This is a genomic window from Paraburkholderia unamae (assembly GCF_003268775.1).
GTDB lineage: Bacteria > Pseudomonadota > Gammaproteobacteria > Burkholderiales > Burkholderiaceae > Paraburkholderia > Paraburkholderia unamae.
The window spans coordinates 69,610-92,293 of the sequence record NZ_QLSU01000003.1; the positions used below are offsets into that span (position 1 = coordinate 69,610).

24 protein-coding genes and 1 pseudogene are annotated in these 22,684 nt (G+C 68.6%); 16 read left to right on the top strand and 9 right to left on the bottom strand.

What is annotated here, in order from left to right:
* Positions 1-220: 220 nt before the first annotated feature.
* Positions 221-637 carry a Spy/CpxP family protein refolding chaperone gene (locus C7401_RS05530; protein ID WP_181565498.1) on the top strand — a complete coding sequence of 139 codons (417 nt, stop codon included), beginning with the start codon at positions 221-223 and terminating at the stop codon, positions 635-637.
* A gap of 79 nt (positions 638-716) precedes the next feature.
* The gene (locus C7401_RS05535) at positions 717-995 is read left to right on the top strand and encodes a hypothetical protein (protein WP_146757884.1); all 279 of its coding nucleotides are present in this window, start codon (positions 717-719) and stop codon (positions 993-995) included.
* Between the two features lie 108 nt (positions 996-1,103).
* On the opposite strand, the gene C7401_RS05540 is transcribed toward C7401_RS05535, so the two are convergent.
* The 8 genes from C7401_RS05540 to C7401_RS05575 form a co-directional block, all read right to left on the bottom strand.
* Positions 1,104-3,218, bottom strand: a complete 2,115-nt coding sequence (locus tag C7401_RS05540) for a phosphocholine-specific phospholipase C (protein WP_112170363.1) — start codon at positions 3,216-3,218, stop codon at positions 1,104-1,106.
* 91 nt (positions 3,219-3,309) lie between these two features.
* Positions 3,310-3,735 (bottom strand): hypothetical protein, encoded by a 426-nt coding sequence (locus C7401_RS05545; protein ID WP_112170364.1) that lies wholly within the window; start codon positions 3,733-3,735, stop codon positions 3,310-3,312.
* Between the two features lie 177 nt (positions 3,736-3,912).
* Positions 3,913-4,314 carry a PPC domain-containing DNA-binding protein gene (locus C7401_RS05550; protein WP_112170365.1) on the bottom strand — a complete coding sequence of 134 codons (402 nt, stop codon included), beginning with the start codon at positions 4,312-4,314 and terminating at the stop codon, positions 3,913-3,915.
* 161 nt (positions 4,315-4,475) lie between these two features.
* Positions 4,476-4,799 carry a DUF4148 domain-containing protein gene (locus tag C7401_RS05555; RefSeq protein ID WP_112170695.1) on the bottom strand — a complete coding sequence of 108 codons (324 nt, stop codon included), beginning with the start codon at positions 4,797-4,799 and terminating at the stop codon, positions 4,476-4,478.
* Positions 4,800-5,048: 249 nt separating this feature from the next.
* On the bottom strand, positions 5,049-6,110 hold the full coding sequence (locus C7401_RS05560) for an alpha/beta fold hydrolase (RefSeq protein WP_112170366.1): 1,062 nt from the start codon (positions 6,108-6,110) through the stop codon (positions 5,049-5,051).
* 107 nt (positions 6,111-6,217) lie between these two features.
* A complete protein-coding gene (locus C7401_RS05565) occupies positions 6,218-7,333 on the bottom strand; it encodes a WD40/YVTN/BNR-like repeat-containing protein (protein WP_112170367.1) in 1,116 nt (371 codons plus the stop codon).
* 74 nt (positions 7,334-7,407) lie between these two features.
* Positions 7,408-7,677, bottom strand: coding sequence for a MoaD/ThiS family protein (locus C7401_RS05570; RefSeq protein ID WP_112170368.1), 270 nt, complete (start codon positions 7,675-7,677; stop codon positions 7,408-7,410).
* Between the two features lie 93 nt (positions 7,678-7,770).
* Positions 7,771-8,574 carry a hypothetical protein gene (locus tag C7401_RS05575; RefSeq protein ID WP_112170696.1) on the bottom strand — a complete coding sequence of 268 codons (804 nt, stop codon included), beginning with the start codon at positions 8,572-8,574 and terminating at the stop codon, positions 7,771-7,773.
* Between the two features lie 131 nt (positions 8,575-8,705).
* On the opposite strand from C7401_RS05575, the gene gcvA reads away from it, so the two are divergent.
* The gene (gcvA, locus tag C7401_RS05580) at positions 8,706-9,650 is read left to right on the top strand and encodes a transcriptional regulator GcvA (protein WP_258396905.1); all 945 of its coding nucleotides are present in this window, start codon (positions 8,706-8,708) and stop codon (positions 9,648-9,650) included.
* Positions 9,651-9,675: 25 nt separating this feature from the next.
* On the opposite strand, the pseudogene C7401_RS05585 reads toward gcvA, so the two are convergent.
* A pseudogene (locus C7401_RS05585) lies at positions 9,676-10,836 on the bottom strand (cysteine desulfurase family protein); the annotation flags it as partial.
* Positions 10,837-11,347: 511 nt separating this feature from the next.
* Here C7401_RS05585 and C7401_RS05590 point away from each other — a divergent pair.
* From C7401_RS05590 to C7401_RS05650, 13 genes are all read left to right on the top strand, one after another.
* Positions 11,348-11,602 carry a hypothetical protein gene (locus C7401_RS05590; protein ID WP_112170371.1) on the top strand — a complete coding sequence of 85 codons (255 nt, stop codon included), beginning with the start codon at positions 11,348-11,350 and terminating at the stop codon, positions 11,600-11,602.
* A gap of 54 nt (positions 11,603-11,656) precedes the next feature.
* Positions 11,657-13,933: a phage tail sheath family protein gene (locus tag C7401_RS45465; RefSeq protein WP_112170372.1), complete on the top strand. Its 2,277-nt coding sequence runs from the start codon at positions 11,657-11,659 to the stop codon at positions 13,931-13,933.
* A 68-nt stretch (positions 13,934-14,001) separates the two neighbouring features.
* The gene (locus C7401_RS05600) at positions 14,002-14,529 is read left to right on the top strand and encodes a phage tail protein (RefSeq protein WP_112170373.1); all 528 of its coding nucleotides are present in this window, start codon (positions 14,002-14,004) and stop codon (positions 14,527-14,529) included.
* 53 nt (positions 14,530-14,582) lie between these two features.
* Entirely contained in the window at positions 14,583-15,314 is a 732-nt protein-coding gene (locus tag C7401_RS05605) for a hypothetical protein (protein ID WP_112170374.1), read from the top strand.
* Positions 15,311-16,057 (top strand): hypothetical protein, encoded by a 747-nt coding sequence (locus tag C7401_RS05610; protein ID WP_112170375.1) that lies wholly within the window; start codon positions 15,311-15,313, stop codon positions 16,055-16,057. Before C7401_RS05605 ends, C7401_RS05610 begins: the two co-directional genes overlap by 4 nt.
* Positions 16,054-17,310: a Pvc16 family protein gene (locus C7401_RS05615; RefSeq protein ID WP_112170376.1), complete on the top strand. Its 1,257-nt coding sequence runs from the start codon at positions 16,054-16,056 to the stop codon at positions 17,308-17,310. Before C7401_RS05610 ends, C7401_RS05615 begins: the two co-directional genes overlap by 4 nt.
* The gene (locus tag C7401_RS05620; RefSeq protein ID WP_258396906.1) at positions 17,307-19,307 is read left to right on the top strand and encodes an ATP-binding protein; all 2,001 of its coding nucleotides are present in this window, start codon (positions 17,307-17,309) and stop codon (positions 19,305-19,307) included. The genes C7401_RS05615 and C7401_RS05620 overlap by 4 nt, the downstream gene beginning before the upstream one ends.
* Complete coding sequence (locus tag C7401_RS05625; protein ID WP_112170377.1) at positions 19,304-19,669, top strand: hypothetical protein; 366 nt, start codon at positions 19,304-19,306, stop codon at positions 19,667-19,669. The genes C7401_RS05620 and C7401_RS05625 overlap by 4 nt, the downstream gene beginning before the upstream one ends.
* On the top strand, positions 19,662-20,270 hold the full coding sequence (locus C7401_RS05630; protein WP_112170378.1) for a hypothetical protein: 609 nt from the start codon (positions 19,662-19,664) through the stop codon (positions 20,268-20,270). The genes C7401_RS05625 and C7401_RS05630 overlap by 8 nt, the downstream gene beginning before the upstream one ends.
* Before the next feature lie 42 nt (positions 20,271-20,312).
* On the top strand, positions 20,313-20,678 hold the full coding sequence (locus C7401_RS05635; protein ID WP_112170379.1) for a LysM peptidoglycan-binding domain-containing protein: 366 nt from the start codon (positions 20,313-20,315) through the stop codon (positions 20,676-20,678).
* On the top strand, positions 20,671-21,807 hold the full coding sequence (locus tag C7401_RS05640; RefSeq protein ID WP_112170380.1) for a hypothetical protein: 1,137 nt from the start codon (positions 20,671-20,673) through the stop codon (positions 21,805-21,807). The genes C7401_RS05635 and C7401_RS05640 overlap by 8 nt, the downstream gene beginning before the upstream one ends.
* Positions 21,808-21,825: 18 nt before the next feature.
* Positions 21,826-22,344: a phage baseplate assembly protein V gene (locus tag C7401_RS05645; RefSeq protein ID WP_112170381.1), complete on the top strand. Its 519-nt coding sequence runs from the start codon at positions 21,826-21,828 to the stop codon at positions 22,342-22,344.
* A gap of 12 nt (positions 22,345-22,356) precedes the next feature.
* Entirely contained in the window at positions 22,357-22,674 is a 318-nt protein-coding gene (locus C7401_RS05650) for a hypothetical protein (protein WP_112170382.1), read from the top strand.
* The last annotated feature ends 10 nt before the right edge of the window (positions 22,675-22,684 follow it).

A 22,684-nucleotide genomic window follows, 5' to 3' on the forward strand; every position in this document is an offset into this window, starting at 1 on the left:
ATCGCCACGTTGCCTCCTTGTATCGCCAGAATGATTCGCCGCGCGACGAATCCAGCCGATGCTCGTTACGAGTGAAGCGTGGTGCTTTCGGGAATCGTGCCCGATTCCCTGTTACAGACAGGCCGCCAGAATTGAATTGTTTGCTTGCGCTGCTATGATCAAAATGGTTCGTTCCGACTTGCCGGCCACGGCCGGCGAACGCTTTTCGCGAGGACTGACAATGAAACCTGTCCTGCTTGCGCTAGCCATGCTGGGCGCTTCCACGTGCTGGGCGCAAGCCAGCGCGCCAGCCGCGTCGTCGCATCCGCATCACGAGGAAACGGTCGACGACCGGGTGAAAGAATTGCATGCCGAACTGAAGATTACTCCCGCCGAAGAAGACCAGTGGGCGAAAGTGGCCGACGTGATGCGTAATAACGCCAAATCGGTGGACGACCTGATCCAGCAAAGGCACGACAACGCGCAGAAGCAGACCGCGGTGGAGAACCTGCAATCGTGGAATGAGATCGCCCAGGCCAACGCCGAAGGCAGCAAGGCGATGCTCGATGCGTTCGCGGCGCTCTATACGAGCATGCCCGACTCGCAGAAAAAGCTTGCGGACGCCGCTTTCCGTCCCGCCGAAGCGCACTCGAAGTAAGCCGCCGCGCGCACCGGGGACCGCACGACTCGACCTGGCTCGACCCGACTCAACGTGAGGCACGACGATGAAACCCTGCGTGTTGAAGTTTGCTTTCGTCTCGGCGCTGACTACGCTTTGCGCCATGCCGGCGGCGCAGGCGCGCGTGAACGTCAACGTGGGCGTGGGCATCGGCATTCCGGGCGCCTTCTACGCGCCGCCACCGCCCGTCGTCTTCATGCATCCCGCGCCCATGTGGCCGCCTCCGGTCGTGTACACGCGCCACGGCTTTTCGCCCTGGCACCATCCACCGCATTTCATGGGTCCGCGACACGTCCGGCACCCCGGCTGGGGACCGCCGCCGCCGCGCTGGCGCTAGATGCGCCCCGCATGATGATGCGATAAACAAAAAAGCCACGGCTTGCGAGGCTCGCAAAGCCGTGGCTCATCTCAGCGCGTCAAACACCATCCGCGATGCCGGATACCCTCAAGCGCCAAGCGCGGGATCGCTGTAGCTCGGGCGGCCCGTCTCGACGTGGCCCGCGATGCGGCGCACATAGGTCGAATCGCTGTCCACCGTGATCGTCAGGTCGTACCAGCCGTGCGCATTGCGCAGGTCCAGATAGAGGTGCTCGGTGTCGCCACCGCGCACCGTACGCTGGATCGTCGCGCCCGCGTCGTAGGCGTTGACGAGGGTGAACTGGCAACGCGCGCTGCCCGTGTTGTGCAGGCGCAGTTGCAGGTTGCCGTTCGCCACGTCATAGCCTTCGGCCACCTCGGGCCGCGCCGTTTCGTTGCCGCCGAACCAGCCCGGCTTCACCTGCTTGCCCGCATAGCGGCGCAAAAAGCCGTTGGGGCCGTGCACGCTGAAGTCGTAAGCGCCGCTCGCGGCGAGCGTGAGCTGGTCCTCCAGGCGCTTGCCCGCTTCGACCGTATAGGTGCGCGGCGCGTCGAGGCTGCCCGCCGTGTAGACGAGGAACACCGCGCCGGCGCGGCCCGTGTTGACGAAATGCGCGTTGGCGTGACCCGAATTGCCGTTCACGTCGAAGCGCACGAAAAGCTCATAGGGCAGCGCGCGCGCGTTGCGCACGCCCGGCTCCTGCTTCGGCACGCTGCCCACGGCGGGCGGCACGGGCACATAGTCGGGGTGACGCGTGCGGTCGGGCGGCGCATAGCTCGTGGTGGACGGCAGCGAAGGCAGCGCGGCGTTGGGCGTGGCGAAATCGAACGCCGACGTGAGGTCGCCGCACACGGCGCGCCGCCACGGGGTGATGTTCGCTTCGCGCAAATCGTGATGCAGTCCGAAGCGCTTTTCGATGAAGCGGATCACCGAGGTATGGTCGAACGTTTCCGAGCATACCCAGCCGCCCCGCGACCAGGGCGAGACCACGAGCATCGGCACGCGCGTGCCGAGCCCATAGGGGCCGGCCGCGTACTTGCTGTTGCCGGGGAAAATCTCGTTGGTGGTATCGACCGTCGAGAGGCCGTTTGCGCTCGATGCGGGCGGGAACGGCGGCGCGAGGTGGTCGAAGAAGCCGTCGTTCTCGTCGTAGTTCACGAGCAGCGCGGTCTTGCTCCACAGGTCGGGGTTCGACGTGAGGATCTGCAACACCTGATCGACGTACCACGCACCGTAGTTCGCGGGCCAGTTCGGATGCTCGGAATACGCCTCGGGCGCGACGATCCACGATACCTGCGGCAGCGCGTTGTTCGCCACGTCCTGTTTCAGCACGTCGAAATAGCCGCCGCCCGCGAGCACGTTGGTGCCCGTGCGTGCGCGGTCGTAGAGCGGGTTGCCCGGCTGCGCGTTCTGGTATTGGTGGAAGTACAGCAGCGAGTTGTCGCCGTAGTTGCCGATATACGGATTGTCGCCGGTCCAGCCCCACGAGCCCTTGGCGTCCAGCCCTTCGCCCACGTCCTGATAGATCTTCCACGAAATGCCCGCGTTTTGCAGCACTTCGGGATACGTGGACCAGCCGTAGCCCGCTTCCGCGTTGTCGATCACGGGGCCGCCGCCGCTGCCGTCGTTGCCCACCCAGCCCGTCCACATGTAGTAGCGGTTCGGGTCGGTCGAGGTCATCGTCGAGCAGTGGTAGGCGTCGCAGATCGTGAAGGCATCGGCAAGCTGGTAGTGAAACGGGATGTCGTCGCGCGTGAGGTACGCCATCGTCGTCGTGCCCTTGGCGGGCACCCACTGGTCGTAGCGGCCGCCGTTCCACGCCGCGTGCGTGGTGGGCCAGTCGTGCGGCAGATCCTGGAGGAACTGCAAGCCCAGATTGGCCGCCGTGGGATGGAACGGCAGCACTTCGCCCACGCCCGCCGCGAGCGGCTGGTTCCACACGGGCTTGCCGTTGGGCAGCGTGATCGTGCGCGTGTCGCCATAGCCGCGCACGCCGCGCAGCGTGCCGAAGTAATGGTCGAACGAGCGGTTCTCCTGCATGAGGATCACGATGTGCTCGACGTCGCGCAGGCTTCCCGTGCGATTGTTCGCGGGAATGGCGAGCGCGTTGCGAATGCCCAGCGGCAGCATCGTCAGGGCGGTGGCCGAACCGGCGCTCATCGCGGCGGTGCGGAGAAAGTCACGGCGGCTTCTCGATGTCATCTTGTGGTTTCCATCTTCGGGTTGAGAATGGCGCGCGCGGCACGCCGCCGTCTGGACGGACGGCAGTTGGCAAGACCGCGCGGCCGGGTCGTCAGTCGACGGTGTGAATGACGGGTGGTGCGAGCGGTTCGTTTTGTGCGGCTTGTGCGGACTGTGCGGACTGAGCGCCGGTGTCGTCCGATGGTCTGGCCGGCGAGCGCACGGTGTCGGCGGGCAAAGCGGCACCATCCGGGGGAATCGACGGGGAGGCTTGCGCCTCCTGATTGATCGCGTTGGCAAGCGGCGGGCTCGGCGCATGGCCGGGCTGCGCCTGCGCGAGCTCGCGCGCGGCGTTCGTGGAGAGCGCCACGCGCGCGTCGGCGTCGCGCTCGCTACATGCGCCGAGCGCGCAGCCCAGCACCGCGCACGCGAGCAGCGTGGCGGACAGGCGCCAGGTGATGAGTGCAGCGGGCGCGACCAAACGTTTGCGCGGCGCGCTCTGCGATAGCAGACGCACCGGCGCGGAATCGACCGTCATCGAAGTCTCCGTCCAGATAGAGGGACAACAGAGGCACAACAACGGCTCGAGGAGGCGGCCCGAGCTTTGCCTCGCGCGCACGAAGCATGCGGCATCAAGGCAACGCAGGAGGATAGCGAAGGCGCTTTTAAGTTTTGTGACGGCGCGCGCTGACAAACGCCTTGCGGCGCCCCAGGATCAACGCGGCTCGTGGCGGATATGCAGTTCCGCGTAACCGGTCGCGGCGTCTAGCTCGCGCGAGAAGCGATGTTCGGGAAGCAGCGCGAGCAGCAATTCGGCCGTGGTGCGCACGATGCAGCCGCGCGCGACATGGCCGCCGGACACCTGGCCGTGCGCGTCGGCCACGGACATATGCAGATGCGCGCCGTCGGGCGACACCGAGCCGGCCAGCGTCAGGATTTCGAGGTCGCCGTGCAGCGCCGTGGGCGATTCGGCGCCCGCGAAGCGCAACTGGGCCACGCTCAGGCTGCCGATGCCCTGAATGACGAAGCCGGCGCGCATGGCGCACCGGCTGAGTATGGCTTCCACGGCGACGCGCACGTCGTCGCCCGGAGACAGCCGAACGGGATGGATCTGCATGCGGGTATCCGTCTCATGTATCACCCGCAGCTTAGATCGGAGCGAGGGGCGAATGCAAGTCGCCCTCCTCGCCCCTTCCCGCGCGAGCATACGCATCCGGCGGGGCACACTCGACGATTGCAAAGGATTCCGTATCAATTCCGCAGAAGACCACCCCGCGCTCACGGATGCGCATAGATCGGACCGAGGCCGGGAATATCCTGCGCAGCCGCGGCAACCGTCGCGCCGCCCGCCGCCGACGCGCCGCCGGCGACCCCGCCGTACGCCGAGGCCACCGCGCCGTTCTGTGCGCTCACGCGCGCTTCCGCGGCCTGGAGGTTCTGCGGATAGTCCACGTAATCGGCCGCCGGGTTGTAGCCGGCCTTTTCGAGCTGGACCAGTTCCGCGCGCACCTGGGCGCGCGTGACCGGCGCGCTGGATTGCGCGAAGGAAACAGCGGGAACAGCGATGACAGCGGCAACGATCAGCGACTTGACGAGATTCATGATATCCACCTGTAAGCAGGAAAATGGTTCGGACCACGGTTGCGTGGCGCGTGCTTCCAGTCGCTTCGACATCGGTTTTGCGACATCGCTGACTGGCATGGGTGTATTTAACCCCTCGCACGTATCCGGCTTGTTTCCACAAAGCCCGGCTTTGCAAGCGTTTTTGTCCGTTTGCACGGTGGATACACAACGATACGAAAATCCCGCCGCGAAGGCCGCGCGCGCCGTATGGGCGCGCGACCGGGGGCGCTAGAAGCGGTCCACGTCGACCACAGCCTGCGCGAAGGCCTGCGGCGCTTCCTGCGGCAAGTTATGGCCGATACCGCCCGTGATCACGCGGTGCTCGTATTTGCCCGTGAACTTGCTCGCATACGCAGATGGCGGCGCATGGGGCGCGCCGTTCGCGTCGCCTTCGAGCGTGATGGCCGGCACGCCGATGGCCGGACCCGGCACGAGCTTCGCCTCGTACTCGTCGTACTTCGCTTCGCCCGGTGCCAGGCCCTGACGCCAGCGATAGTTATGGATCGTGATGTCCACGTGGTCGGGGTTGTCGAAGGCCGTTGCGCTGCGATCGAACGTGGCGTCGTCGAATTGCCATTTCGGCGAGGCCTGCCGCCAGATCAGCTTCGCGAAGTCGTGCGTGTACTTCTGGTAGCCGGCGCGGCCCCGGTCCGTCGCGAAGTAGAACTGATACCACCACTGGAACTCGGCCTCGGGCGGCAGCGGCGTCATGCCCGCCTTCTGGCTGCCGATCAGATAACCGCTCACGGAAACCAGCGCCTTGCAGCGCTGCGGCCACAAGGCGGCGATGATGTCGGCGGTGCGCGCGCCCCAGTCGAAGCCCGCGATCACCGGTTGATGCACGTTGAGCGCGTCCATGAACGCGACGATGTCGGTCGCCACCGCCGTGGGCTGGCCGTTGCGCAAGGTGTCGGCGGCGAGAAAGCGCGTGCTGCCGTAGCCGCGCAGATACGGCACGATCACGCGGTAGCCGCGCGAGGCGAGCAGCGGTGCGACGTCGACGAAGCTATGGATGTCGTAAGGCCAGCCGTGCAGCAGGATCACGGGCGGACCGTCGGCCGGGCCGTCCTCCGCATAGCCCACATTGAGCAGGCCCGCGTTGACCTGCTTGAGCGCTGCGAACGACGTGTGGCTGCCCGGCTTCACCGGGGGTAGAGGCGGCAGCGGCGCGGGCTTGGCCGCCGGGGTCTGCGCATGCGCGGTGCCCGACGCGCCCCACTGCGCGGCCGCCAGCATCAGGGCTCCGGTTCCCAGCAAACTGCGACGGCGTGCATCGATTGTTTCCGGCATTTCCGCTCTCTCCTTTATGGCGCCGTACGGTACGGCGAGCCACGGCAGTATAGGGGAGCGAAATTTCACAAGGCGCGGCGGTGCCGCGCTTGCATGGCACAGCGTCCTTACGCGAAGCGCACGCAATAAACCGGCGGCAGGTGCGCCGAAACCAGCCGCCAGTTTTCGCCGCCGTCGCCGGAAGTCCAGAGCGCGCCCGTGGTCGAGCCCATGGCGAGCCGCTCGCCGGAGTCGTCGATGGCGAGGCCATGCCGGTACACGAGGTCATACGCCGGGGCCGCCGGCAAGCCGTTCGAGAAGCGCTCGAACGTGCGCCCACCGTCGCGCGTGCGCGTCACGACGAACTCGCCGTTCACGGGCACGCGGTACTGGTCTTTCACGGCCGGCACGAACCAGGCCGTGTCGGGCTCGCGCGGGTGCACGGCCACCGCGAAACCGAAACTCGAAGGCTGCGCCTCGATGCGCCGCCAGTGCGCCGCGCCGTCGGTCGAGAGGAAGATCGCGCAGTGATGCTGGGTCCACAGCACGTCGGGATTCGCGGCGCACTGCACGATGCGGTGCGGGTCCTGCGCGTTGCCGCTGCCGCGCAGCTCGGGCGGCATGTAATCGGCCTCCATGCCTTCGGCCGTGAGACGCCAGTTCGCGCCGCCGTCCGAGGTCTGCCACACGCCGCCGCACGACACGCCTACCGTCACGTGCCGGCTGTCGCGCGGATCGACCATCACGGAGTGGATGCCCGGCGCGTCGTAGCCGCCGCCCGCCCATTCGCGGCGCTCCGGGCGATCCCATAGCGCGCGGTTGAGCGTCCAGGTGGCGCCGCCATCGCCGGAGCGGAACAGACCGCCCGGTATCGTGCCGGCCCACAACACGCCCGGTTCGTCGGGGCCGCCGGTTTCGAGCGACCAGATCTGCTGGAGCGTCCAGGGAATGTTCGCCTGGCCCGGCGCGGCGGCGTTCGAGGGCGGTTCGTCGGCGGGCTGCGGCGGGTAGAGCGGCGCCGCGCACTCTTCCCAGTGCGCCTCGCCCGCGCGGCGGCGGTGAAGCTTCACGCCGAAATGGCCGAGATTGAGCGCGGCATAGAGCGTGCCGTCACGCGCGTCGGGCAACACCATGCTCACCGGCTCGCCGACGAATTCCGGCTCGCCGAGCGTCCAGCCGCCCGCGCCGTCGGCTTGCAGCGTGAACAGTCCCTTGCGGGTCGCGACTAGCAGTCGATCGCTCATCTCGCGTGTCTCCTCACCTTTGCGCGCATGACGCCGCCCTGGCGGCCTGTTCCCTTCATCGCCCTTCTGCTTGCTTACCCGCCGGAGAGCGCCTGCACGACATAAACGCGGCTTTGCTCGCCGATCGCGTCGGACAGGCGTTCCCGGTCGCGCACGCGCCGGCCGTCCACGAACACGGCCAGATGCTTTCTCAGCGCGCCCTGGTCGTCGAGGATGTAGCCGCGCAGCCGGGGCTGCGTGGTGAAGACGGCTTCGAGCGCTTCGCCGAGCGTGTGCGCGTCGATCTCGCGCTCGGGCATCGCGACGTGCCGCTGGATCGAGGCGGCGAAGAAGATGTGCGCCATGGCGGGCCCGCGGTGCGGAAGTGGCCGCATCCGCTGGTCTTGTAGTTTACGCCATTCGTCGCGGGCACTGGGCGGCGGGACGTGCCGCCGCTCTCAGGACGCGCTGCCTTCGGCCTTGGGCTTGGCGTGCAGGCAGGGCGCGGGTAGCCGCATGCGGTACAGCGAGATCGCCTGAATTGTGAGCACGCAGAGAATCGCGCCGCCATAAGCGGACGGCAGGCTCCAGCGCGTGAGCGTCAAGCTCAGCACGTAGAAGAACGACGCGAAACCCAGCAGCCCGGCCGCCATGCCGCGCATGAGTTGCTGGGCGGCTTCGTGGCCGATCATGCGATGGGCGAAGACGGCGAGGATGATCGCCATGAACGGCAGCGACGCGAGCACGCCGCTCGCCTCGGGGCCGACGTACGGCGCGATCAGCGTCACGCCCACCACGAGGCCCGCGATGAGCGCCATGCGCGAAGGCAGATCCCACCAGGGCGCACTCAGGCGCGCGGTGCGGGCGGGCTTGTTGGGAATGAGGTTGAGCGCGAGCGCCACCGTCAGGATAGCGACGATGTAAAGCCCATTGGCGGGCAACGCGCTCCATTGCAGAAACCCCGCCACCACGGCGAACGTGAGCCCCGCGCCCGCGAGCGCCACGCTCCACCCGCGCGACGCGAGTCGGCAATAGGCCACGCAGAACGCCGCCTGCGCGGCGGTCGCGGTGAGCGAACCCGAGGTGGCCTGCGCCGCGAACGCGCTGCCGTGCTCCAGCGCGAGAAACACCGAAACCGGCCCGGAGGTGAGCGGCAGCCCGACGAGCAGCCCGCCGACCGCTTCGCCCCAACGGCGCGCGGCGAGACTGGCGGCGAGCAACAACAACGGCGTGAGAACGAGCTTGAAAACCAGAAGTTCCATGACGAGCAAGATGAAGCGAAAAATGCCGGCGCTGACGAATGCGCGAGCCGCGTAGCGCGACGCACCGCGGCTGCCCAACCATCTTGAAGGTGGCCTGACTGGCTGACAAACCATTTGTCGTCATATAATGCGTGAGTAAAACTCACACGTATTGCGCGACCTCGCCCATGTTCGACCGGCTTCCCCCTCTGCAAACGCTGCGCGCCTTCGAGGCGACCGGGCGGCTCCTGAGCATGACGCTCGCGGCGCAGGAACTGCATGTCACCCACGGCGCGGTGAGCCGGCACATCAAGACGCTCGAAACCCATCTGGGCGTGGCGCTGTTCCAGCGCCTCACGCGGCGCATCGTGCTGACCGCGGCGGGCGCCGAGTTCCTGCTGGCCGTGAACCGCACGCTCGCGGAACTCACCAAGGAGTCCGAACGGCTGCGCGCCCACGACAGCGTGACGCGCCTTAAAATCAACGCGAGCGTGTCGTTCGCGAACCGCTGGCTCGCGCCGCGCCTGCACCGGCTGAAGGCGCGCCACCCGGAGCTGGACGTGCACCTGGACGTGACCGACAAGTACGTCGACCTGAATGACTCCGATGTGGACGTGGCGATCCGCTACGGCAGCGGCCGCTATCCGCGCGTGCTGGCCGAGCGCATTCTGGACGAAACCGTGACGCCGGTTTGCAGTCCTGAGTATCAGGAGAAAATGGGCGGCATGGCCCAGGTGGAAAGCCTCGCACGCTGCACCTTGCTGCACGAGGGCGGCATGCTGGCGAACTGGGAGCAATGGTGCGCGCTGGCCGGTTTGAGCAGCGTGCGCAGCGATCGCGGCACCGCTTACAGCCACGGCAGCCTCGCCATCGAGGCCGCGATTCGCGGCGAAGGCGTGGCGCTCGGGCGCAGCGTGATCGTGGCCGACGACATCGCGGGCGGCCGGCTCGTGGCGCCCTTTCCCCAGCTTCGCCTCGAATCCGAGCGCGGCCACGACCTCGTCTATCGCATCGGCAGCCGCGACGACCCGAAGGTGCGCGCCCTGCGCGACTGGCTCGCCGACGAAATCCGCCTCTTCCTCGCGCCACCGCCTTGAGCGCCCGGCGCGGCCGCAACTAGATCGCCGCCGCGACCTCGCCGCACGGCGCGAGCGCGCGGCGAATGCACGCCACCGCGAAATCGACGTCGTCCTGCGTGGTGAAGCGCCCGAGACTCAGGCGCACCGTGCGGCTCGCCGCCTCCTCGCCCAGGCCGATGGCCGTGAGCACATGCGACGGCGTGCCCGCCGCCGAGTTGCACGCCGAGGTGGAGGAAATCGCGAGGTCGCCGGTCAGCAGAAACGGGAAAAAGCCCGGCAGATCGAACGTGAGGCTCATCGTATGCGGGATGCGCGGCGCGCGCGCCGCGTTGAGCGTGGCGCCCGGCAGCGCCAGCACGCCGGCCAGCAGGCGTTCACCGAGGCGCGCGATGCGCTCGCCGTCTTCGTGCAACGCGGTGCGCGCAAGCTCGCAGGCCACACCCATGCCCACGATCTGGTGCGTGGCGAGCGTGCCCGAGCGCAGGCCGCGCTCATGGCCGCCGCCGTGCATCTGCGGCGCGATGCGCGCGAACGCCTCGGGGCTCACGTAGAGTGCGCCGATGCCCTTCGGCCCGTACACCTTGTGCGCCGACATGGAAAGCAGGTCGATGCCCGCCGCCTTCACGTCGATGGGCGTCTTGCCGAGCGCCTGCGCCGCGTCGACGTGCAGCAGCGCGCCGGCCGCATGCACCACGCGCGCGATGGCCGCGACGTCGGTGAGCGTGCCCAGTTCGTTGTTGACCAGCATGAGCGAAACGAGCCCGGTGTCGGGCCGCAGCGCCGCCGCGACGGCCTCGGCCGTGATTTCGCCATCGGCCGTGGGCGCGAGCCGCGTCACGGCCATGCCGCGCTGCTCCAGGCTCGCCATCGTGTCGAGAATGGCCTTGTGCTCCAGCTGGCTCGTGACCAGATGGCGCTTGTGCGTGGCCCGCTCGGCGTAGCCCTTCAACGCCAGGTTGTTCGATTCGGTGGCGCCCGAGGTCCAGACGATGTCGTTCGCATCGGCGCCGATGAGCGCGGCCACATCCTTGCGCGCCTGCTCGACGAGCCGCCGCGCGCGTTGCCCCGCGTCGTGCGAGCTCGACGCGGGATTGCCGAAGTCGCCCTCGATGCCGAGGCACCCACCCATCGCCTCGATCACCCGCGGATCGGCCGGGGTGGTCGCGGCGTAATCAAAGTAATGCAAATTGCCCTTCTCGCTCATTTTTGCTTTCTCGCACGTCGGAATCGGAGAAATCGTACGCTGCGCGCCCTAAAAAATGCTTCCAAATTCGCGCGACTTCCGCTTTGAGCAGAGGATCTGATTCTGCGTTTGATTCATCCGGGAAAATTTATTTCTGATCGCGCCACGCCGTCCCCCAACAAACCCAGGACCCACCCAGGATTCGCCCCAGGACATTTACCGTCGCCCGAGGACAAATCCGTCCACCCTCGCGTGCGCCCGCGCAAAGCCGCCCCGGCGCGCGCATGCACGCCTTCACGCGCCGCCCGGCCCGCACAAGCCCGGACAAAAATGTCCACCCCGCCCCAGGCGCCACGCCGCGCCCGCCCCGCCGCGCGGGGCTTGCGCGCCGCGCGCGCGTTGGCACCGACCTTGCGTTTCGCCACCCATGAACGTAGCTGGACGTCACCCAGGTGTGCGGGACCCATCGTTGCAGGATGTGGTGCGAGAGCTTGCCCGTTACCTGCGTGGGCATCCGCATGCGGGGGACAGCGTGGATGGCATCGCTCAGTGGTGGCTCAACCTCACGCCGGACTCGGTCGGCCTCGTCGAGCGCGCGCTCGAGGTGCTGCGCGAGGCCGGCGTCGTCGTGGGCGCACGCGCGCCCGACGGCCGCATCCACTACCGCCGCCGCGTGCCCGACGCCCCGGCCGACGCCGCCGCGATCGAAGCCGCGCTCGACCGTTTGTGCGCCGCGCCCCCCGCGCTCCCGCCCGGCGGCCGCGCCCGCCCGCCGCCGCGGCCATGACCGCGCGCCGCGCGCCGATGGCCGCACTCCCTCAACGTCTGCAAGGTACGCATCATGGCGATGACCTACACCTATCCCGGCGTCTATATCGAGGAGCAGCAAAGCGCCTCGCATCCGATCACCGGCGTCCAGACCTCGATCGCGGCGTTCGTCGGCTATACGAAGAGCGGCATCGACAATCGCGCGCAGCAGATCTTCAGCTTCGGCGACTTTGAGCGGCTCTACGGCGGCCTCGCCTCGAACAGCGAACTCGGCTACGCGGTGCAGCAGTTCTTCCAGAACGGCGGCGCGCAGGCGTGGATCGTGCGCACGCCGGCCACCTCGCTCGGCGCGGCCGCGGCGAAGGTGCAGTTCCAGTCGTTCACGTTCGAGGCGCTCAGCAGCGGCACGATCCCGAACGGCCAGTTGCTGATCGACATCGACTACGTGGGCCTCACGCCGGGCGGCCCGAGCCCCGGCGCAGACCCGAAAACCTTCAACCTGACCGTGACCGATCTCGCGGGCGGCACGGTGGAGAGCTTCCCTTCGGTCACCTACGACAACACGAAAAGCAACTGGGTGGAGAACGTCGTCAACGACCCGGACAACGGCTCGCAACTCGTGAAGATGGACGCGCCGGGCACAGCCGACCTCACCGCGATCGAGGCGCTCGCGAGCATCGCGCAAACCGGCTACGTGGGCACAGCGATTTCGCCCTACTCGGTCGCGACCGACATCGGCGGCAACCTCGCGGGCGCGGTCACACTGACCACGGGCAGCGCTACCGTGCAGGGCAACGGCACGACCTTCACAACCACGCTGAAGTTCGGGCAGTCGATTCTCGTGGCGGGCGACACCAGCAACACGGCGTGGCGCGTGCTCTCCATCACGAACGACACGACGCTCACGCTCGCGCAGAACTACACGGGCCCGGGCGTGACGAACTCCGCCTTCACGCTCGCGAGCCCGGTCGCGACGAAGGACTATGGCTTCACGCTCAGCACGACGAACCCGAATCCGGCGCCCGCGGGGTTGCCGCTCTCGGTCAAGGTCATCGCCAGCAACACGGCGGTACCCGCCTCGCTCAGCGGCCTTGCCACGCAAATCCAGCAGGCCGTCAACGCCGCGCTCGCCGTGCAGATGCCGGGCGCGGTCGTGCAGGTGGGCGTCACGCCATTGCCCGCCAATCCCGCCACCCAGGCGTTGCGCATCAACGCACTGCTGCCCGGCAACCCCGACGCCGTGCTCTCGATTGCCGATCCGGCCGCGCCGCTCACCACCTGCGTGAGCCTGCTCGGCCTCACGGGCGGCAGCGCGAGCGCCAACGCGGCGCACTATGCGCTCGGCACCGGTCACACCGCCTGGGGCCAGGAAGCGACCTCGACCGCGGGCGCGGACTTCGCCTCGCCCGCCACCACGGGCCTGCCCGCCACGGCCGACCTGATCGGCGACGAGGCGAGCTTCACCGGCGTCTATGCGCTCTCGAAAGTCGATCTCTTCAACCTGCTTTGCATTCCCGACGCCACGCGCGCGAACGCGAGCAACCCCAACGCGCTCGACATCAACGTCAACGCGAACGCGGTCTACAGCGCCGCCATCGCGCTGTGCAAGCTGCGCCGCGCGTTCCTGCTGATCGACCCGCCGCCCGACGTGACGACCGTGGCGGGCGCGGTGGACTGGAAAAGCAGCCAGCTCGCCGTGGTGGACGCGAACGGCGCGGCCTTCTTCCCGCGCCTGCGCCTGGCCGATCCGCTGAACGGCTACAACCTGCGCACCTTCGCGCCGTGCGGCGTGGTGGCGGGCGTGTATGCGAGCACGGACAGCTCGCGCGGCGTATGGAAGGCCCCGGCGGGAACGGCCGCGACGCTCAATGGCGTGCAGAGCATGGTCTACCCGTTGAGCGACCCCGAGAACGGCGTGCTCAATCCGCTCGGCCTGAACTGCTTTCGCACCTTCCCCGTGTACGGCCCGGTGCTGTGGGGCGCGCGCACGCTGGTCGGCGCGGACGCCATGGCGAACCAGTGGAAGTACGTGCCGGTGCGGCGCATGGCGCTCTTTCTCGAAGAGAGCCTGTACCGCGGCACGCAGTGGGTGGTGTTCGAGCCGAACGACGAGCCGCTATGGGCGTCGATCCGCCTGAACGTGGGCAGCTTCATGCAGACCCTGTTCCTCAAGGGCGCGTTCCAGGGCAGCACGCCGAGCCAGGCCTACTTCGTCAAATGCGATAGCGAAACCACGACGCAGGCCGATATCGACAACGGCATCGTCAACATACTCGTGGGGTTCGCGCCGCTCAAGCCCGCGGAGTTCGTCGTGATCCAGATCGAGCAGATCAGCGCGCAATCGACCTGACCCGACCTGAGCCGGCCTGCACCCGCGCGTGCTCTTACTTACCTGTGCCCTAGCGGCGGAGATCAGTCATGGCAGAGTTCACCGTCAACCCCCAGCGCTTCGACCCGTACAAGAACTTCAAATTCCGGCTCAAGTGGGACGGGCGCTACGTGGCCGGCGTCAGCAAGGTCTCGGCGCTCAAGCGCACCACCGAGGTGGTCAAGCATCGCGAAGGCGGCGACCCGAGCACCTCGCGCAAGTCGCCGGGCCGCACCGAGTTCGAGGCGATCACGCTGGAGCGCGGCGTGACGCACGACACCGACTTCGAGGCCTGGGCCGCGAAGGTGTGGCAACTGGGCGCGACGCTCGGCAGCGAAGTGTCGCTCGCGGACTTTCGCAAGGACGTGATCCTCGACTTCTATAACGAGGCGGGGCAGCTTGCCATCAGCTACAAGATCTATCGCGCATGGGTTTCGGAGTACCAGGCATTGCCCGACCTCGACGCCAACGCGAACGCCGTGGCGATCCAGCATATCAAGCTCGAAAACGAGGGCTGGGAGCGCGATACCTCGGTCACCGAGCCGACCGAGCCGACCTACAACTCGACGGCCGCGTGAGCGTGACGTGAAAGCAGCATGACGATCACAGGGAGCACACCAGGGAGCCGGCAATGGCGATGAACCCCTCCGGCGCGATGCAGCCGCTCGCGGGCATGCGCCTCGTCGAAGCGTGCGAGGCGGCGCGGCGCGAGCCGGCGCTGCTGCGCCCGCTCACGCTGCTGGCCGCCGCGTGGCCCGGCTGCGAGCGCGACAGGCTGCTCGACCAGCCGCTTGCCGAGCGCAACCGCGCGCTGCTCGCGTTGCGCGCACTGAGCTTCGGGCCCGTGCTGGAGGGGTACGCCGAATGCGCCGCGTGCGGCGCGCCCATGACGTTCCACCTTGCCGTGAAAGACGCGCTCGCATCGCTCGATGCGTGCGCCGCAAGCGTGCCCGACGATGCGGCATGGCGCGTGCGCGAGGCGACGACGGCCGACTTGCTCGCGGCGTCCCGCATGCCCGACGATGAGGCGGCCGAGCGCGAACTGCTGCGGCGCTGTCTGGTTGAGAGCGCAACGAATGCAAAAAATGAAGTGACGACCGCCACGCCCGCCGCCCTCGCCGAATTCGAACGCATACACGCGGCCGCCGAACTGCATTGCGCGCTGACATGCCCGCAATGCGGCCACGCCGCCCATCACGAGCTGGACCTCGCGGACTTCGTCTGGCGCGAGGCGCGCCATGCGGCGCGACGCCTGCTCGCCGACATTCACACCCTCGCGTTGCACTATGGCTGGAGCGAGGCGGCCATCGCCGCCATGAGCCAGGCCCGCCGCGACGCCTACCTGGAGTTGCTGGACGCATGAGCACGCTGCTGCAACGCATGGCGCGCCGCGCGCGCGAAAGCCCGCTGGAGCCCACGCCGCGGATCGAACCGCTGCTGCGCACGTCGTTCGCGCCGCGCGCGGGCGAAGCCGTGGATGGCGTTTTCGAGGAGCATCGGGAGGTGGAAGCGCGTGAACCAGGCGTCCTGCATGCCGCAGCGCCCGGAGTCCACGCAAGCGAGGTCGGCCGCACAAGCGCCGATGCGACGCCACAACGGCCAGGCGCGAATGCCACACAAGCGCCCGCGCGCCCGGCCCATGTCGTTGTTCACGCAACGAAAGAAGCAGGCGATATCGCGCCGGCCCAGGCGCCAGGCACTGCACACGCGCTACAACGTCGCACCTCGCAAGCGAGAATCGATCCGCTGCTCAGTGCGAAACCTTCGGCCCCACCGAAGGCGCATGAGCCCGCCCGGAACACACGCCGCGACAACGAGTTCGCCACGCCGCCGCTTGCGCCGGAACAGCGCTTCGCAGAACACGCCGCGCATACCGAACACAGGGAACGCGTCGCCCTGCCGAGCACACCGACCACACCGGCCGCACGCGCACCCACGCCGCCACGCGCCGCCCCCCCGCCGGCCGCCGCGCCCACTGTCACGATCAACTTCGGCCGCGTGGAAGTGCGCGCCGCCAGCGCACCGCCCGCGCCGCCGCGTGCGCCGTTCCGGCCCGCCGTGAGCCTCGACGCCTTCCTGCGCCGTGGCGGAGGCAACACGCGATGAGCAGCTATCTCGCCGTGGGCGGCGTGAGCGCGTTGCTGCGCTGGCTGCTCAGCAACGCCCTCACGCCGAACGGCCCCACCACGCTGCTCGGCGGCGGCTCGCCCGGCATCACGGCCACCTCGCCCGACCTCGTGCAAACCGGCGCGGACGAAGCCCCGCACCTCAACATCTTCATGTATTACGCGAGCCTGAACCCCGCGCTGCGCAACGAGTCCGAGCCCTCGCGCAACGCGCGCGGCGAGGCCATCAGCAATCCGCCGCTCGCGCTGAATCTGCACTACCTCGTGACGGCCTATGGGGCGGGCCAGTTCGATCCCGAGATCCTGCTCGGCTGGGCCATGAAGGTCTTTCACGACACGCCGGTCGTGCCGCGCGCGATGATCGAAAGCGCAATGACCGACCTCAGCACCAACAACGTGACGCCCGAAGGCCAGCTCATCAGCGGCTGCCTGCTCGCCACGCAGTTCGAGCACATCCGCATCACGCCCGAAGCGCTCACGACCGAGGAAATCTACCGCCTCTGGACGGCCTTTCAGACCAGCTACCGCCCCACCACGTCGTATCAGGTCTCGGTGGTGGTGATCCAGGACACCGCCAGCTACGCGTCGAATCGCCCCGTGCAGCGGCGCGGCGTGCTCGCGCTGCCCTCGCAGGCCCCCGTCATCACGAGCGTCGCGCCGAACCCCGTGCTCGCGGGCGGCACGCTCACGATCCTCGGCCAGGCCTTCACCGGCGACACGCCGGGCGGCACGCTCGTGTCGTTCGACAACGCGGCGGGCCTGCCGCCCGACACGGTGCAGGGCACGACGCTGCGCATCGCCGTGCCCGCCACGCTGCAAGCCGGCACCCGCACGCTGCGCGTGCAGCGCACCGTGACCTACCCGATTTCGCCCGCCGCGCATGCGGGCTTCAGTTCGAGCCCGATGCCGTTCCAGTTGCTGCCGGTGATCACGCAGGTCAATCCCGCGAGCGTCGCGCGCGGCAGCGCGGCCACGCTCTCGATCTCGCCCGCCGTGGGCAGCGCCCAGCAGGTGGTGTTCTATCTCGGCGACACGGCCTTGCCGATCGAAGCCCGTGCGCTCGGCAACCCGCCCGTGAGCCAGCTCGCGCTCACGGTGCCCGCAAGCTTCGCAACGGGCAAGTGGCCCGTGCGCATCGAAGTGGACGGCGCGCAAAGCCGCATTGCGCTCGACACCACGAACGGCAGTCCGACCTACGGGCAATGGCTGCCGCAACTGGAGGTGACGCCATGAGCACGGCAGCCGTCATGACGCCCTCACCCGCGCCCTCAACCTCAACCGAAACGCTCGCGCAAGCACTCGATCGCGTGTATGCGCGACTCGTGCGCGGCCTCGGCGAGCGGCACGGCGAAGCGCGCCCGGAGCCAACGCCATCGGCCCCGGCTTCGTCGTTCGAAGCCGCCTCCACCGACGACACCCTCGCGCGCCTCAAATCCGTGTTCTCGCTCAGCGCCTTCGAACTCGACGTGCTGGTGCTGTGCCTCGGCGCAAGCCTCGAAGCGCGCTTCGCGAACGCATGCGCCGCCGCGCAGGGCGACGCGCGCAGCCCGTGGCCAAGCTTCGCGCTCGCGCTGGCGACGCTCGACGGCGCACACTGGAGCGCGCTGAGCGGCTCGACGCCGCTGCGCTACTGGAGCCTGATCGACGTGATCCGCGTGAGCGGCGCAGCCGAAGCGCTGCTGCACGCGCCGCTGCGCGTGAACGAACGCATTCTGCACTTCGTGCTGGGCGTGCCCGCCATCGACGCGCAGCTGGAAGCGACGATCCTCCCGCTTGCGCCCACGCACGCGCACGTGCGCGCCGGGGCCGAACTGGATGCCTACGAGCGCGCGCTCGAAAGCGGCCTGCACCAGTGGCGCGACGCGCGCGGCGCGGACCGGCCGTTGCTGCTCTGCGGCGCGCGCGCCGCCGCGCGCGAATCCGCATTCGCCTGGTTATGCGAACGATCCGGATTGCGCCCGTGGCAACTGAACGCGAGCGAGCTGCCCGCCACGGCCGAGGAGCGCAACACGCTCGCACGCCTGTGGACGCGCGAAGCGGCCTTGCAGCACGCGGCGCTCTACGTGCGCAGCGACAACGAAAGCGACGAAGCGGCCGCCGCGCTCGCAAGCTGGCTCGCGCGCGTGAGCGCACCCGTGGCGCTCGACGCGCCGCCCGGCTCGCGCGTGGAGCGGCTCGCGGGGCTGCGCGTGGACGTGCCCGCGCTGACGCCCGACGAACGCCGCACCGCATGGCTCGACGCGCTCGGCGACGACGCCGCGCGCATGAACGGCGCGCTGGAGCGCATCGTCGATTACTTCCACTTCGACGAACCGGCGATCCGTGACGCCGCCGCCCTCGCGCGCGGCGCGCCGCAAGCCGGGCCGGATCTCGGCGACGTCGCCTGGCAGGTCTGCCGCCAGCAGGGCCGCCGCGCGCTCGACACGCTCGCGCAGCGCGTCGAGCCGCGCGCGCAGTGGGGCGAGCTCGTGCTGCCGCCCACGCAAACCGACACGCTGCGCCAGATCGCCATCCATCTGCGTCAGCGCGCCGTGGTCAACCAGCGCTGGGGCTTCGCGCAGCGCTATAGCCGCGGACATGGCCTCACCGCGCTCTTTTACGGCGGCAGCGGCACCGGCAAGACCATGGCCGCCGAAATCCTCGCGCGCGAACTCGATCTCGACCTCTATCACATCGACCTCGCGGCGCTCATGAGCAAGTACATCGGCGAAACCGAGAAGAATCTGCGCACCGTGTTCGACGCCGCCGAGCAAAGCGGCGCGGTCCTGCTGTTCGACGAGTGCGATGCGCTTTTCGGCAAGCGCAGCGAAGTGCGCGACAGCCACGACCGCTACGCCAACCTCGAAGTGAGCTATCTGCTGCAACGCATGGACAGCTATCGCGGCATGGCGATCCTCACGACCAACCAGCGCCACGCGCTCGACCCCGCGTTTGTGCGGCGCATCCGTTTCATCGTGCAGTTTCCGCTGCCCGACGCGCCTTCGCGCGCGCGCATCTGGCGCGGCATTTTCCCGGCCGAAGCGCCGCTCGACGCGGCGCTCGACTTCGAGCAACTCGCGCAGCTCAACGTGCCGGGCGGCGTGATCCGCAATATCGCCGTGCACGCGGCCTTTCTCGCGGCCGAGGCGGGCACGCGCATCGGCGCGTCACAGATCCTCGCGGCCTCGCGCACCGAGTACGCGAAGATGGACCGGCCGCTCACGGCCGCCGAAACGAGGGGATGGTCATGAGGCAAGCGGCGGCAAAGGCGCGCAAAGCGGCGCAATCCACCACGCAAACGCAGGCCCGCACGGCCCCCGCGAACGTGCGCCTCGACATCTCGCATCTGAGCGTGGAAGGCTACACGGCCGCGCAGCACGCGCGTTTCATGCGCACGCTGGAGGCCGCGCTGCGCACACTGGCCGCGCAGCCGCGCGACTGGTCCTCGCTTGCCGCAAACGGCGCACAGCACCTCGCTCATGTCGCGCCGCTGACTGTGCGCCCCGGCAGCACGCCCGAGGAGGCCGCGCGCGAACTGGCGCGGCGCCTCTTCGCGCGCCTGCCTGCACAGACCACTGCCGCCACCGCCGCCACGGAGCGCCCCCATGCCTGACATTTCGCCGCGACTGCGCAAGGGCGCGATCCTGATGCTCGAACCGACGCTCGGCGTGCCGCTCGGGTCGATCCCCTTGCAGTACAACCCCGAAACGCTCACGCGCTCGCTCAAGCCGCAGGCCGTGGGCGACGAGCCCGACCGCACCGAGGTCCTGCGCCTGAAGGGCCCGCCGATCGAGACCATCAAGTGCGAGATCGAGATCGACGCCACCGACGCGCTCGCCGCCGGCGACGCCATCGCGCTCGCGCTCGGCATCCAGCCGCAGCTCGCGCTGCTGGAGTTGCTGATCTACCCGTCGAGCGTCACGCTCATCGCCAACGAAGTGCTCTCGCTGATCGGCACGATCGAGATCCTGCCGATGCAATCGGCGCTCACGGTGTTCGCCTGGAACGCCACGCGCCTGACACCCGTGCGCCTCACCGACATGGAGATCACCGAGCAGTTTTTCGACCCGCAGCTCAACCCCATTCACGCGAAGGTGTCGCTCGGCATGCGCGTGCTGAGCGTGAACGACGTGGGCTTCCTCACCCCGGCGGGCGCGCTGTACCTCGTCTACCAGACGACCAAGGAAGGGCTCGCGCTCGCGTCGCTTGCCTGAACCCGCCACCCGCACGTTACCCACAGCGAAGGCACGACGATCATGGACGCTTCCCTCAGTGCGCTGATCCGCTCCGCCGCCGGCACCGGCGCGCCGACCCTGCCTTCGAGCCGCTACTACGGCGCGGCCACGCTGCCGTATACGCTGGCCAACGGCGTGACCGTGCGCTATCTCGCGCGGCGCATCGTGCCGCAGCCGACGATCTATCCCGCGACGCAAGGCTACGCCGTTAGCGAGGGCGATCGCCTCGACAACCTCGCCGCGAAGTTTCTCGGCGACCCGCTGCTCTACTGGATGATCTGCGACGCCAACGCCAGCGTGGACCCCGACGCGCTCACCGCCCAGGCGGGCCGCGCCGTGCTGATCCCGCTTTCGTCGAACATCCCGCCCGGAGCGCGCAATGGCTAGCCCGCTCTATCTCACGCTGCTGGCCGGGCCCGTGATCGCCGTGCCGGTGCCCAAGCCGCTCATCGACGCGCTGGTCTCGGCGGAGGTGACCGAATCGGCGACAGGCAGGAGCGGCTTTCAGCTCACCTTCACACTCGCCGACGACTCGATCCTGCAAACCTTTTTCGTGCTCGCCGCCTCCTCGCCCGTGCCGGTGCTGCGCGTGGTGCTGATGGCGACCTTCGGCGGCCTGCCGCAAGTGGTGATCGACGGCATTGTGATGCACTGCGAAGTATCGCCCGAGGCCATGCAGGGGTCGTCGAAACTCGTGGTCACCGGCGAGGATCTTTCCGCGCTGATGGGCTTCGTGGATTTCACCGGCCTGCCGTATCCGGGCACGAGCCCCGACGTGCGCGTGGCCGCGATCCTCGCGAAATATGCGGCGTTCGGCGTGGTGCCCGCCGTCACGCCCGTGCCGGTGCCCGACATCGAGGTACCCACGGACCGCACGCCCGGCCAGAAGGGCACCGACCTCGACTACATTCAGGAACTCGCGCGCCTGTGCGGCTATGTGTTCTACATGATTCCCGGCCCCGCGCCCGGCACGAGCGCCGCGTACTGGGGCCCGCAGATCCGCTTCGGCATGCCGCAACCGTGCCTGAACGTGAATCTCGACGCGTGGACCAACGTCGAAAGCCTGAGCCTGCGCTACGAGCCGCAAGGCGCGGTCACGCCCGTCGTGTTCACGCAGGTGCCCGTGGTCAACACCGTCGTGCCGATTCCGATTCCATCCGTCACGCCGTTCAATCCGCCGCTCGGCCTCATGCCGCCCATCCCGCAGAAGGTCGAGCCGCTGGAGGACACCGCCAAGCTGCCCATCGGCCAGGCGCTCATGCGCGGCATGGCGCGCGCGGTGGAAACGGCCGACATCATCACGGGCCAGGGCTCGCTCGACGTGCAGCGCTACGGCCAGATCCTGCGCGCGCGCAGCCTCGTGGGCATGCGCGGCGCGGGCGTGGCGTTCGACGGCATCTATTACGTCGACAGCACCACGCATCAGGTGAAGCCCGGCGAGTACAAGCAGAGCTTCGTGCTCAAGCGCAACGCGCTGATCGCGAACACGCCCGTCGTTCCCGCCATGCCCTTCTAACGCCCAGGCAACCCGATCATGAGCAAGCCATCGAGCAAGCATTTCGGCAAGTTTCGCGGCACCGTACTCGACAACGTCGACCCCATGCAGATGGGGCGGCTCATGGTCCAGGTGGCCGCCGTCTCCAACGTGCTGCCCTCCACGTGGGCCATGCCGTGCCTGCCGTTCGGCGGCATTCAGGCGGGCCTCTACGTGACGCCCGCGATCGGCTCGGGGGTGTGGATCGAGTTCGAGCAGGGCGACCTCGACTACCCCGTGTGGGTGGGCTGCTACTGGGGCTCGGCGGCCGAGGTGCCCGCGCTCGCGCTCGCCGCGCCGCCGGGCCTCCAGCAGATGGTCGTGCAGACCACCATGCAGAACACGCTGATGATCAGCGACGTGCCGGGCCCCACGGGCGGCATCCTGCTCAAGACGGCCACGGGCGCGATGATCTCGATCAGCGAGACGGGCATCACGATCAGCAACGGCCAGGGCGCGACCATCGTCATGACGGGGCCCGCCGTCACCATCAACGAAGGCGCGCTGCAAGTGATCTGAAGAGGCAATGCGATGCCAGGCTTTCTCCTCCAGCAAGGCGCGACCGTCACCTGCGCCCACGGCGCGCCCGCCATGCCCACGGTGCCGAACCCCGCGGTCATGCTGAGCGGCATGCCCTCGGCGCTGCTGCCGTTCCCGTGGATCGTGACGGGATGCCCGGCGGCGGCGGCGTTGAACCCGCCCTGCATCACCGGCACATGGCTGCTCGGCACGCTGCGCGTGACCTCGTTCGGCCAGCCGTTCGTCGTGCAGAGCGGCACGTCGGTGTGCGCGCCGAGCGGCCTGCCGCTCATGCCGATCGTCGCGCAAACGCGCGTGGCCGCCCAATGAGCGTTGCACG

Excerpts from the sequence above, each read along its gene's own strand:
- C7401_RS05530 (WP_181565498.1), top strand. The coding sequence starts at position 221 with ATGAAACCTGTCCTGCTTGCGCTAGCCATGCTGGGCGCTTCCACGTGC.
- C7401_RS05540 (WP_112170363.1), bottom strand. The coding sequence starts at position 3,218 with ATGACATCGAGAAGCCGCCGTGACTTTCTCCGCACCGCCGCGATGAGC.
- C7401_RS05545 (WP_112170364.1), bottom strand. The coding sequence starts at position 3,735 with ATGACGGTCGATTCCGCGCCGGTGCGTCTGCTATCGCAGAGCGCGCCG.
- C7401_RS05550 (WP_112170365.1), bottom strand. The coding sequence starts at position 4,314 with ATGCAGATCCATCCCGTTCGGCTGTCTCCGGGCGACGACGTGCGCGTC.
- C7401_RS05555 (WP_112170695.1), bottom strand. The coding sequence starts at position 4,799 with ATGAATCTCGTCAAGTCGCTGATCGTTGCCGCTGTCATCGCTGTTCCC.
- C7401_RS05560 (WP_112170366.1), bottom strand. The coding sequence starts at position 6,110 with ATGCCGGAAACAATCGATGCACGCCGTCGCAGTTTGCTGGGAACCGGA.
- C7401_RS05565 (WP_112170367.1), bottom strand. The coding sequence starts at position 7,333 with ATGAGCGATCGACTGCTAGTCGCGACCCGCAAGGGACTGTTCACGCTG.
- C7401_RS05570 (WP_112170368.1), bottom strand. The coding sequence starts at position 7,677 with ATGGCGCACATCTTCTTCGCCGCCTCGATCCAGCGGCACGTCGCGATG.
- C7401_RS05575 (WP_112170696.1), bottom strand. The coding sequence starts at position 8,574 with ATGGAACTTCTGGTTTTCAAGCTCGTTCTCACGCCGTTGTTGTTGCTC.
- C7401_RS45465 (WP_112170372.1), top strand. The coding sequence starts at position 11,657 with ATGGCGATGACCTACACCTATCCCGGCGTCTATATCGAGGAGCAGCAA.
- C7401_RS05600 (WP_112170373.1), top strand. The coding sequence starts at position 14,002 with ATGGCAGAGTTCACCGTCAACCCCCAGCGCTTCGACCCGTACAAGAAC.
- C7401_RS05605 (WP_112170374.1), top strand. The coding sequence starts at position 14,583 with ATGGCGATGAACCCCTCCGGCGCGATGCAGCCGCTCGCGGGCATGCGC.
- C7401_RS05610 (WP_112170375.1), top strand. The coding sequence starts at position 15,311 with ATGAGCACGCTGCTGCAACGCATGGCGCGCCGCGCGCGCGAAAGCCCG.
- C7401_RS05615 (WP_112170376.1), top strand. The coding sequence starts at position 16,054 with ATGAGCAGCTATCTCGCCGTGGGCGGCGTGAGCGCGTTGCTGCGCTGG.
- C7401_RS05620 (WP_258396906.1), top strand. The coding sequence starts at position 17,307 with ATGAGCACGGCAGCCGTCATGACGCCCTCACCCGCGCCCTCAACCTCA.
- C7401_RS05625 (WP_112170377.1), top strand. The coding sequence starts at position 19,304 with ATGAGGCAAGCGGCGGCAAAGGCGCGCAAAGCGGCGCAATCCACCACG.
- C7401_RS05630 (WP_112170378.1), top strand. The coding sequence starts at position 19,662 with ATGCCTGACATTTCGCCGCGACTGCGCAAGGGCGCGATCCTGATGCTC.
- C7401_RS05635 (WP_112170379.1), top strand. The coding sequence starts at position 20,313 with ATGGACGCTTCCCTCAGTGCGCTGATCCGCTCCGCCGCCGGCACCGGC.
- C7401_RS05640 (WP_112170380.1), top strand. The coding sequence starts at position 20,671 with ATGGCTAGCCCGCTCTATCTCACGCTGCTGGCCGGGCCCGTGATCGCC.
- C7401_RS05645 (WP_112170381.1), top strand. The coding sequence starts at position 21,826 with ATGAGCAAGCCATCGAGCAAGCATTTCGGCAAGTTTCGCGGCACCGTA.
- C7401_RS05650 (WP_112170382.1), top strand. The coding sequence starts at position 22,357 with ATGCCAGGCTTTCTCCTCCAGCAAGGCGCGACCGTCACCTGCGCCCAC.